This is a genomic window from Pseudomonas brassicae (assembly GCF_010671725.1).
GTDB classification, from domain to species: domain Bacteria; phylum Pseudomonadota; class Gammaproteobacteria; order Pseudomonadales; family Pseudomonadaceae; genus Aquipseudomonas; species Aquipseudomonas brassicae.
This window is the reverse complement of the sequence record NZ_JAAHBU010000044.1, coordinates 21,661-30,595: the sequence shown is the minus strand read 5'-3', so window position 1 is coordinate 30,595 and position 8,935 is coordinate 21,661. Positions and strand designations below refer to the sequence as shown.

9 protein-coding genes and 1 pseudogene are annotated in these 8,935 nt (G+C 64.3%); 1 reads left to right on the top strand and 9 read right to left on the bottom strand.

What is annotated here, in order from left to right; translation table 11 throughout:
* Positions 1–8 precede the first annotated feature (8 nt).
* The 3 genes and pseudogenes from G3436_RS27300 to G3436_RS27290 all read right to left on the bottom strand — a co-directional run bounded on the left by G3436_RS27300 (position 9) and on the right by G3436_RS27290 (position 1,829).
* Positions 9–323 carry an autotransporter outer membrane beta-barrel domain-containing protein gene (locus G3436_RS27300; RefSeq protein ID WP_338001201.1) on the bottom strand — a complete coding sequence of 105 codons (315 nt, stop codon included), beginning with the start codon at positions 321–323 and terminating at the stop codon, positions 9–11.
* A 244-nt stretch (positions 324–567) separates the two neighbouring features.
* Positions 568–1,143: pseudogene (locus tag G3436_RS27295) on the bottom strand (autotransporter outer membrane beta-barrel domain-containing protein); the annotation flags it as partial.
* A gap of 239 nt (positions 1,144–1,382) precedes the next feature.
* Positions 1,383–1,829 (bottom strand): hypothetical protein, encoded by a 447-nt coding sequence (locus tag G3436_RS27290; protein ID WP_243667003.1) that lies wholly within the window; start codon positions 1,827–1,829, stop codon positions 1,383–1,385.
* A 192-nt stretch (positions 1,830–2,021) separates the two neighbouring features.
* Here G3436_RS27290 and G3436_RS04200 point away from each other — a divergent pair, with 192 nt between their 5' ends.
* Complete coding sequence (locus G3436_RS04200) at positions 2,022–2,282, top strand: DUF1652 domain-containing protein (RefSeq protein ID WP_163941650.1); 261 nt, start codon at positions 2,022–2,024, stop codon at positions 2,280–2,282.
* Here G3436_RS04200 and G3436_RS04195 read toward each other — a convergent pair whose 3' ends face one another.
* The 6 genes from G3436_RS04195 to G3436_RS04170 form a co-directional block, all read right to left on the bottom strand.
* Positions 2,283–2,558 (bottom strand): peptidylprolyl isomerase, encoded by a 276-nt coding sequence (locus G3436_RS04195; protein ID WP_038611202.1) that lies wholly within the window; start codon positions 2,556–2,558, stop codon positions 2,283–2,285.
* A gap of 30 nt (positions 2,559–2,588) precedes the next feature.
* The gene (locus tag G3436_RS04190; protein ID WP_163941646.1) at positions 2,589–4,550 is read right to left on the bottom strand and encodes an acetoacetate--CoA ligase; all 1,962 of its coding nucleotides are present in this window, start codon (positions 4,548–4,550) and stop codon (positions 2,589–2,591) included.
* 27 nt (positions 4,551–4,577) lie between these two features.
* The gene (eco, locus tag G3436_RS04185; protein ID WP_163941644.1) at positions 4,578–5,057 is read right to left on the bottom strand and encodes a serine protease inhibitor ecotin; all 480 of its coding nucleotides are present in this window, start codon (positions 5,055–5,057) and stop codon (positions 4,578–4,580) included.
* A 52-nt stretch (positions 5,058–5,109) separates the two neighbouring features.
* Positions 5,110–5,880, bottom strand: coding sequence for a 3-hydroxybutyrate dehydrogenase (hbdH, locus tag G3436_RS04180; protein WP_163941641.1), 771 nt, complete (start codon positions 5,878–5,880; stop codon positions 5,110–5,112).
* Between the two features lie 10 nt (positions 5,881–5,890).
* Positions 5,891–7,282 (bottom strand): GntP family permease, encoded by a 1,392-nt coding sequence (locus G3436_RS04175; protein WP_163941638.1) that lies wholly within the window; start codon positions 7,280–7,282, stop codon positions 5,891–5,893.
* A gap of 245 nt (positions 7,283–7,527) precedes the next feature.
* The gene (locus G3436_RS04170) at positions 7,528–8,919 is read right to left on the bottom strand and encodes a sigma-54 interaction domain-containing protein (protein WP_163941634.1); all 1,392 of its coding nucleotides are present in this window, start codon (positions 8,917–8,919) and stop codon (positions 7,528–7,530) included.
* Positions 8,920–8,935 lie beyond the last annotated feature (16 nt).

Sequence of the window (8,935 nt, the reverse complement as noted above, 5' to 3'; positions counted from 1 at the left end):
TTGGATCGTCAGCTTGAGGCGGCGCGGCCCACATACACGCCGGCGTGCTGGCGATAACCACTGTTTGCCTCGATCGCGAACAGGTCATGACCCACTTCGAAACCCTGAAGGCTCCCCTTCAGGCTGGGTGACACCGTGCCCGACCACTGCTGGCGCACCTGCTCGCCAAAGGTCTGCCCCCAGCCGGCAGCCACCGGGCCCGCTTCGCGCAGCAGGCGCTGCTCGCCCTGGCGCTGGTGAAAGGTGCCCAGTGTCGACCGCCCGATCAGCGCGGCGGCCCGATTGGCGGCGGCATACAGCGGAACCTCGGCGCGATACAGCACGATGGTCTGCCCGGCGATCGGGGCCGGCAGCGGCGGGGTGCCGGGTGCGGCAATGGGGACTGCCAACGGCGCAGGCGTAGGCAGCGGCTGGCCGGGGGGGCGCTGCCGCTGGCGTGGGCGCAGCCACTACGCTCGAACGCAGGTACCAGCTGTTCTCGCTGCCGGCGGTTACACCGCCCTTGAACAGGTAGTACTGATAGGCACCGGCCGACAACGGTTGGCCGAGGGAGAACGCGCTATTGCTGCTGGTGGTCCCGCCTGCCGCCTCGACCACTTCGATGCCATTGGCCGAGGTCAGCGCGCCGCTACCGCCCAGGTTGGTGACCTGCAGCGCGGTGCTGCCGCTGAGCGAGCCCTGGTGGACCACCAGCCGGTCAGAGGCGGCGCCATCGCCGGCCAGCACGCTGTTCAGGCGTAGTGTGGCGCCGCGGGCGAGGTAGTGCCCGTTGATGGTCAGGCGACCCTGGGCGTCGCCGCCGCCACTCAGGTCGATCAGCCCGGCGTTGGCCACCGTAACCGGCTGGCCTGGCGCAAAGCCCGATACCTGGCCCTTGCGCGAGACCAGCTGGCTGCTGGGGTCAATCTGCAGTGTGCCGGTGCTGCTGGCGGAATCGCCGAGTACCAGCCTATCGTCAAGGTCGAGTGTCGAGCCGTTGTTCAGACGCACACTTTCCCAGCCGATATAGCGTGCACCCGAGCTGCTGCGGGTGTTGTCGAACACCAGGGTGTCGTTGCCCAGGCCCGCGTCCAGTTGCCGGGTGAGGCCCAGCTGGCGCTCATCGAGATTGTCCAGCAGCGCCTGGTCATCGCCTTCGCCCATTTGCACCGTGCCGCGTACGATGCCGTCATCGCGCCAGATCAACTGGTCGTTGCCAAAGCTCAGCAGCAGGCTGCCAAGCACCTCGCCACCGCTGATGCTGATGCGGTCGTCGCCACCGCTGACGCTGATATTGCCACCGATCCGCCCACCACTGAGCAGAATGGTGTCCTTGCCGAAACCGCTTACCAGGTTGCCGTCGATCACCCCGCCGGACATGTCGAACAGGTTGTCGTCCAGCTTCATGTCAACACGCCGATGCGCCCGCCACTCATGCGCGCCACGTCACCGTCCTCGAAAGCACCGACGATGCGCCCGCCGCTCATGTCGAACAGGTCGCGGCTGTTGCCCTGCTGCAGTGCCTGAATCTGCCCGCCGCGCATGATGAACGTATCGATACCCGCGCCCTGGTCGACGATCCCGCCAATGGTGCCCGACACGATTTCCACACGGTCAGCCCCTGCGCCGAAGGTCACGTTGCCGACAATCGTGCCGCTGCCACCGGCCGGCAGTATCAGGCTGTTGTCGCCATTGAGGTCGGTCAGGGCGGGTGCACTGGCGCTGTCGCACACATAGCGGTCATGGCCGGTATCCGGGCCGAACATGCAGGCGGCATGGGCCGTGGGGAGCAGCGACAATGGGCCTAGCAGTGGCAGGCCAGCCACGAGCACACGCCATGCTGCGCTCATGCCGGTATCCTCGCGAGTCAATGTCACTCCTGTAATACAGGCACGTACCGACCGTCACAACTGGCATAAATGTCAGGTGGCGCGGGAAACCTGGCGTGATATCAGAAAAGGTTCTGAGCAGCGGCGCGGGTCTGGCCTAGGCTCTCTCAGGACTTGCGGCGCATCGCCGCCCACTGCCAGGGAGACAGGGACATGTTATCGACGCTGGAATTGAGCAACATCATCGAAAGCAGGTTTCTGCCGGTGCGCTGCCGCTGCACGCAGGCGTCGGATCAATCGTTGACCGTGCAGCTGTACGACAGCCGTTTCCAGCGTATCGACCTGCAGGTCACGGGTATCAGCGCTGCGCAACTGAACAGCAACCGTGCGATTACCAACCTGGTCAGCGGCCTGCGCCGCGATCTCATCGACAAACAGACGGCCCTGGCACGTCAGGCGCACGACAGCCTGTAGTCAGTCGCGATAGAACACCTGCACCAGGTGGTAGCCGAACTTGCTCTTGATCGGGCCGTGTACCACGCGCAGCGGCTTCTTGAAGATGACCTGGTCGATGGCACCGACCATCTGCCCGGGGCGCACTTCGCCCAGGTCGCCGCCGCGCTTGCCGGAGGGGCAGGTGGAGTATTTTTTCGCCAGCACGTCGAAGGCTTCGCCCTTGGCGATGCGTTGCTTGAGTTGCTCCGCCTCTTCGGCGGTTTTGACCAGGATATGACGGGCCTGTGCTTTCATGGTGCCTCTGTTGCAGGTAAAAGCGGCTGATTATGCCTGATCGCGCAACTCGGCGCGGTCTCGAAAATGCTCCAGTGCCTCGGGGTTGGCCAGCGCATCGGTATTTTTCACCGGCAGACCATGCACCACATTACGCACCGCCAGTTCGACGATCTTGCCACTGATGGTGCGCGGAACATCCGCCACCTGCACGATCACCGCCGGCACATGGCGGGCACTGGTGTTGGCGCGAATCACCTGGCGCAGGTGTGCCTGCAAGGCAGCATCCAGCGTGAGCCCCTGACGCAGGCGCACGAACAGCACCACGCGCACATCGCCTTGCCATTGCTGACCAATGGCCACGCTTTCCAGCACCTGCTCGACCGTCTCCACCTGACGGTAGATTTCGGCGGTGCCGATCCGCACGCCGCCGGGGTTCAGTACGGCGTCCGAGCGTCCATGAATCAGCATGCCGCCCTGGGCAGTTTCCTCGGCGTAGTCGCCTTGCGCCCACACCCCGGGGAACTGGGTGAAGTAGGCGGCCTTGAAGCGCGAGCCGTCGGGGTCATTCCAGAAGCCCAGCGGGACGGCAGGGAAGTGGCGCGTGCACACCAGTTCGCCCTTTTCACCGACCAGTGGCTGGCCATTGTCGTCCCACACCTGCACCGCCATGCCCAGGCTCTTGCACTGGATCTCGCCACGGCGAACCGGCAGTACCGGGTTGCCGATGACAAAGCAGGAGACGATATCCGTGCCCCCGGACATCGACGCCAGGCATACATCGGCCTTGACCTCCCGGTACACGTAGTCATAGCTTTGCGGCGACAGCGGTGAGCCCGTGCACAACAGCAGCCGCAGCGCTCGCAGGCGATGGCTGTGGCGCGGTTGCAGGCCGGCCTGCTCGAGGGCTGCGAGGTACTTGGCACTGGTACCGAACACACTGATGCCCTCTGCATCGATCAGGTCCAGCAGGCGCTCCGGGCCGGGGTGCAACGGCGAGCCGTCGTACAGCACCAGGGTAGCCCCGAGTGCCAGGCCACTGACCAGCCAGTTCCACATCATCCAGCCACAGGTGGTGTAGTAGAACAGGTACTCGTCGGCACGCAGGTCACTGTGCAGACCGTGCTCCTTGAGGTGCTGCAACAGCACGCCGCCCGCGCTATGCACGATGCACTTGGGTACCCCCGTGGTGCCGCTGGAATACAGAATGTACAGCGGGTGGTCGAACGCCAGGGCAGTGAAGAAGGGCTCGCCGCCCGCCTGGTAGAAGTCGTCCCACAGGGTGACCGAAGCGCTGCAGCGCAAGTCTTCGGTACGCGCTTGAGCCTGGGTGTAGGGCACCACCAGCAGGTGTTCGAGGCTGGGCAGTTGGGCCAGTACCTGGTTGATCTTGTCGACCTGGTCCAGCGCCTTGCCGGCGTACTGATACCCGGCGCAGACCAGCAGCAGCTTGGGCTCGATCTGGCCAAAGCGATCAATGATGCCGTGGGTGCCGAACTCCGGCGAGCAGCACGACCACACCGCGCCAAGGCTGGTACAGGCAAGCATGGCCACCAGGGTGTGCCAGGTGTTGGGCATGCAGGCGGCCACCCGGTCGCCGCTGCCGATACCGGCGGCCTGCAGGCTGCGTTGCAGGCCGGCCACTTCGGCGGCCAGTTGTGCATGGCTGAGGCAGTGGCGCGTGCCATCCTCGCGCACGCTGACCACCGCTGGGTGGCTGTCGCGGCGGCGTAACAGGTGTTCGGCGAAATTCAACGTCGCCGAGGGGAACCAGCGCGCGTCCGGCATCTGTGGCCCTTCATCCAGCACCTGGCTGGGTGGGGTGTGCCATTGCACGTCAAAGGTGTCGACGATGGCCTGCCAGAAGGCCGGCCGCTGTTCGATGCTCCAGCGGTGCAGCGCCGCATAGTCGGCAAGGTCCAACCCGTACTGGCGGTTGATTGCGCGGCGCAGCTGGTCCATTCGACTGGCCTGCACCTGCGCGTCGCTGGGTTGCCACAACACATCGTTCATCCGTGATCCCCCTCTGTGATTGCGAGGTTACTCTGCGGTGGCGCTCTTCACCTCGCTGGAGGCCGACCAGATGCGGTAGCGTACCTCGACGTCTTTCGGTGCGTAGATCACCACCGGCAGCTTGCTGTTGTAGCGCAGCAGGAAGCTATCGCCCAGCACCGGGACAAAAGCCTCGGTCTTCTGGTTGTCGGGGCAGGCCATCAGCGTCGAGGTCGGGCCCGTCACCTTGTCCAAGTGGTAGTAGCTGTAGCCCCAGCCATCGAGGGTTTTCTCCTCCAGCGTACCGCCCAGGCGCTGCCGGTTGCAGTCCACCTGCAGGCGCTTGCCCGCCAGGACTTCAAGCTTGAAGGCCGACTCGTCGGCCTGTGCAGGCAGGTGAATGACCTGGCGGGTGAAACCTGTTTGCGCCTCGGGGTAGGGGGCTACCTCCTTCAGGTCCGCGGCGTGGGCAGTGGCGAGGAACGCGACCGGCAGGAGGAATGCCGAAATGAGCGGACGTGGGTGCATGAAAGCTCCTTGCAGATGAAATGACAGTCGTTGCCGGGCCGGTATGCCCACGTTACTGGGCCAGCCAGCCACCGTCGATGTTCCAGGCCGCACCGCGTACCTGGCTCCCGGCTTCGCTACACAGGAACAATACCAGTTCACCCAGGTGCTGGGGCGTGACGAAGGCCAATGACGGCTGCTTCTCGGCCAGCAGAGCGTGCTGTGCCTGTTCGGGTTCGATGCCATTGGCGGCGCGGTCGTCGATCTGTTTTTGCACCAGCGGCGTCAACACCCAACCGGGGCAGACGGCATTGCAGGTGATGTTGCTGGTGGCGGTTTCCAGCCCGACCACCTTGGTCAGGCCGACCACGCCGTGCTTGGCGGCGACATACGCCGCCTTGCCCACCGAGCCAACCTGCCCATGCACCGAGGCAATATTGACAATACGGCCCCAACTGCGTTGACGCATGCCCGGCAAGGCCAGGCGGGTGCAGTGGAACACGGCCGAGAGATTCAGGGCGATGATCGCGTCCCAGCGCTCCACGGGGAATGCCTCGACCGGTGCCACGTGCTGGATACCGGCATTGTTGACGAGAATGTCGACCCCGCCGAACTCACCCTCGGCATAGGCGAACAGCGCCTCCAGTTGCTCCACGCTGCCAAGGTCGGCCGGGTGGTGGCCCACCCGCGTGCCGTGGCGGCTGACGTCGGCCAGCGCAGCGCTGGCATCGCCGAAACCGTTGAGAATCACGTCGGCACCGGCGCCGGCCAGCGCCTGGGCAATACCCAGACCGATACCGCTGGTGGAGCCGGTGACCAGTGCGACTTTTCCGGAAAGGTTCATGCGTGTCTCCTCAGACAATGCCGGTAGCGTAGAAGGTAGCGATCACCACGAAGACCGCCAGGGTCTTGATGATCGTGATGCCGAAGATGTCCTTGTAGGCTTCACGGTGGGTCAGGCCGGTGACGGCCAGCAGGGTGATGACCGCGCCGTTGTGCGGCAACGTGTCCATGCCGCCACTGGCCATCGCGGCGACGCGGTGCAGCACCTCCAGGGGAATGTTGGCCGCGTGCGCCGCACTGATGAAACTCTCGGCCATCGCCGCCAGCGCAATGCTCATGCCGCCGGAAGCCGAACCGGTAATGCCGGCCAGCAGGGTGACGGTGATCGCCTCGTTGACCAGTGGGTCGGGGATGCTGCGCAACGCATCGGCCAGTACCAGAAACCCGGGCAATGAGGCGATCACCGCCCCGAAGCCGTATTCCGACGCGGTGTTCATGGCTGCCAGCAAGGCACCATTGACCGCGCTCTTGCTGCCTTCGGCTAGGCGCGTGCGGATCGCACCGAACGCGCTCACCAGCACCAGCACGATACCCAGCAACAGGGCGGCTTCTACCGCCCAGATGGCGGTGAGCTTGGCTATGTCGGTCTGCACCGGGGCACTCATGCCGGGCAGGCTCAGGCTGTGGGTGTTGCCGTACCACGCCGGGATCCAGTGGGTGAACAGCAGGTTCATCACGCCCACCAGCAGCAGCGGCGAGAGTGCCAGCAGCGGGTGCGGCAAGGTGAGATCGGCGGCGGTTTCCGGCTCGTTGCGCAACGCGTTGCCGTAGCCCTCGCCGGCGCGTTGTGCCTTGTTGCGCTGGCGCTGCAGATACAGCATGCCGGTACAGAACACGAACAGCGTACCGATCAACCCAAGCCAGGGCGCGGCCCAGGCGGTGGTGTTGAAGAACGTGCTGGGGATAATGTTCTGGATCTGTGGCGTGCCGGGCAGAGCGTCCATGGTGAAAGAGAACGCACCCAGTGCGATGGTGGCTGGGATCAGTCGCTTGGGGATGTTGCTCTGGCGGAACATTTCGGCGGCGAACGGGTACACCGCAAACACCACGACAAACAGCGATACGCCGCCGTAGGTGAGCAGTGCGCACACCAGCACGATCACCAGCATGGCCTGGCGAGTACCGAGCAGGCGGATGGCCGCGGCGACGATGGAGCGCGAAAAACCGGACAACTCGATCAGCTTGCCGAACACGGCACCGAGCAGGAACACGGGGAAATACAGCTTGATGAAGCCGACCATCTTCTCCATGAACACCCCGGTAAAGGCGGGGGCGACGGCAGAGGGGTCGGTCAGCAGTACCGCGCCCAGGGCCGCGATGGGGGCAAACAGAATGACGCTGTAGCCACGGTAGGCCGCCAGCATCAGCAGCGCCAGCGCTGCCAGGGCAATGATTACACTCATCGAGTGTCTCCTTGGGTGCATCTTGTTTTTGTTGGAAGCAAGGAGCTAGCGAGGATCGTGCCAGATTTATAACTTATTGATTTTTAATGATAAATATAACGACCGAGGGCGACTCTCAACCGTTTGTCTCTATTTTGAGACTGGCTGTTGCCAGATCAACGCCGCGTGCCCTGCTTGCTTGGCCAAGGAGCGCGCTGCTAAACGCGCGATGCAGTCGTTGTCTCTTTTTTGAGAGCGATATCTCGTTATTGAGACTGGATCCCCAGCGCCACCAGCTTCTTGTACAGCGTAGAGCGCCCCAACCCCAACTCTCGCGCCGCCTGCGGCACATTGCCGGCACAGCGCGCCAGGGCGCTTTCCAGCAACTGGCGCTCGAACGCTGCACACGCCTGCCGGTAGTTGAGCAGCGGCGCCTCAAGCGCCAGGGGCACCCACTCACCCAGCGCCGATTGCACCTCCAGGGCACTCAGGCGTTGCTGGTCAGCCATCAACGTCGCGCGCTCCAGCACATTGCGCAGTTCACGGATATTGCCCGGCCAGGCATGCCGAGCCAGCAGTGCCAGCGCGTCGTGCTCAAGTTCGTGACGACTGCCCAACTCTTCCAGGATCGCCTCGCTCAACGCCGGCAGGTCGTCCAACCGCGCACGCAACGGTGGCACTTCAATCGGCAGGACGTTCAGTCGGTAATACAGGTCGGCACGAAACTCTCCGCGCGCGATGGCCGCTACCAGGTCACGCGAAGTCGCGGCAATCACGCGCACATCGCTTTGCCGCACCTGGTTGGAACCTACCGGCTCATACTCCTTTTCCTGCAGCACCCGCAGCAGCTTGCTCTGCAACGTCAGCGGCATATCGCCGATCTCATCGAGGAACAAGGTGCCGCCTTCGGCGACCTGCAGTTTGCCGGGACGGCCCTTGCGGTCGGCACCGGTGAAGGCGCCGGGTGCCGTACCAAAGAATTCGGCCTCCAGCAAATCGTGCGGGATGGCTGCGCTGTTGACGCTGACGAACGGCTTGTGCGCACGCGCAGACGCTGCGTGGATCGCATGCGCGAGCAACTCTTTGCCCGTACCTGTCTCGCCCAGCAACAACACCGCCGAGTCGCTGCTGGCCCCGCGGCGCGCCCGCCGCTTGACCTCAAGGCTCGCCGCACTGGTGCCGATGAACTGCGCAAAGTTGTACTTGGCCTGACGGGTGCGCAACAGCGAGCGTGTCGAGGCCAGTTCCTGTTGCATGCCGGCATAGCGCTTGAGCAACGGCGACAGGCTGTGCAGTTCATCGAACAGCGCGAAGCCTATGGCACCAATGACCGCGCCCGCCGTGTCGTGAATCGGCAGGCGCATGACCACCAGCGGCTCTTTAGGGGTGTCGAGCATGTCCAGCAGGATCGGCCGGCCCTGGGTTACCACTTCGCGCATCTGGCTACCCGGGATCACGCTTTCGCACGGTTGGCCAATGGCGACACTGGCGTCCTCCAGGCCGAAGCGGCGTGCATAGCGCTGGTTCATCCATACGATACGCGCGTCGCGGTCGACGATGATCGTGCCTTCGCTGGACTGCTCGATGATCTCGAACAGCGAGCGGATTGCCAGTTGGCGCACGTGCTGGTAGTCCTTGAGGCTGTGACTGTCTTGCATGGGCCGCTCCGCTGGA

Coding starts and splice junctions, on each gene's coding strand:
- G3436_RS27290 (WP_243667003.1), bottom strand. CDS start 1,829: ATGAGCGCAGCATGGCGTGTGCTCGTGGCTGGCCTGCCACTGCTAGGC.
- G3436_RS04200 (WP_163941650.1), top strand. CDS start 2,022: ATGTTATCGACGCTGGAATTGAGCAACATCATCGAAAGCAGGTTTCTG.
- G3436_RS04195 (WP_038611202.1), bottom strand. CDS start 2,558: ATGAAAGCACAGGCCCGTCATATCCTGGTCAAAACCGCCGAAGAGGCG.
- G3436_RS04190 (WP_163941646.1), bottom strand. CDS start 4,550: ATGAACGATGTGTTGTGGCAACCCAGCGACGCGCAGGTGCAGGCCAGT.
- eco (WP_163941644.1), bottom strand. CDS start 5,057: ATGCACCCACGTCCGCTCATTTCGGCATTCCTCCTGCCGGTCGCGTTC.
- hbdH (WP_163941641.1), bottom strand. CDS start 5,880: ATGAACCTTTCCGGAAAAGTCGCACTGGTCACCGGCTCCACCAGCGGT.
- G3436_RS04175 (WP_163941638.1), bottom strand. CDS start 7,282: ATGAGTGTAATCATTGCCCTGGCAGCGCTGGCGCTGCTGATGCTGGCG.
- G3436_RS04170 (WP_163941634.1), bottom strand. CDS start 8,919: ATGCAAGACAGTCACAGCCTCAAGGACTACCAGCACGTGCGCCAACTG.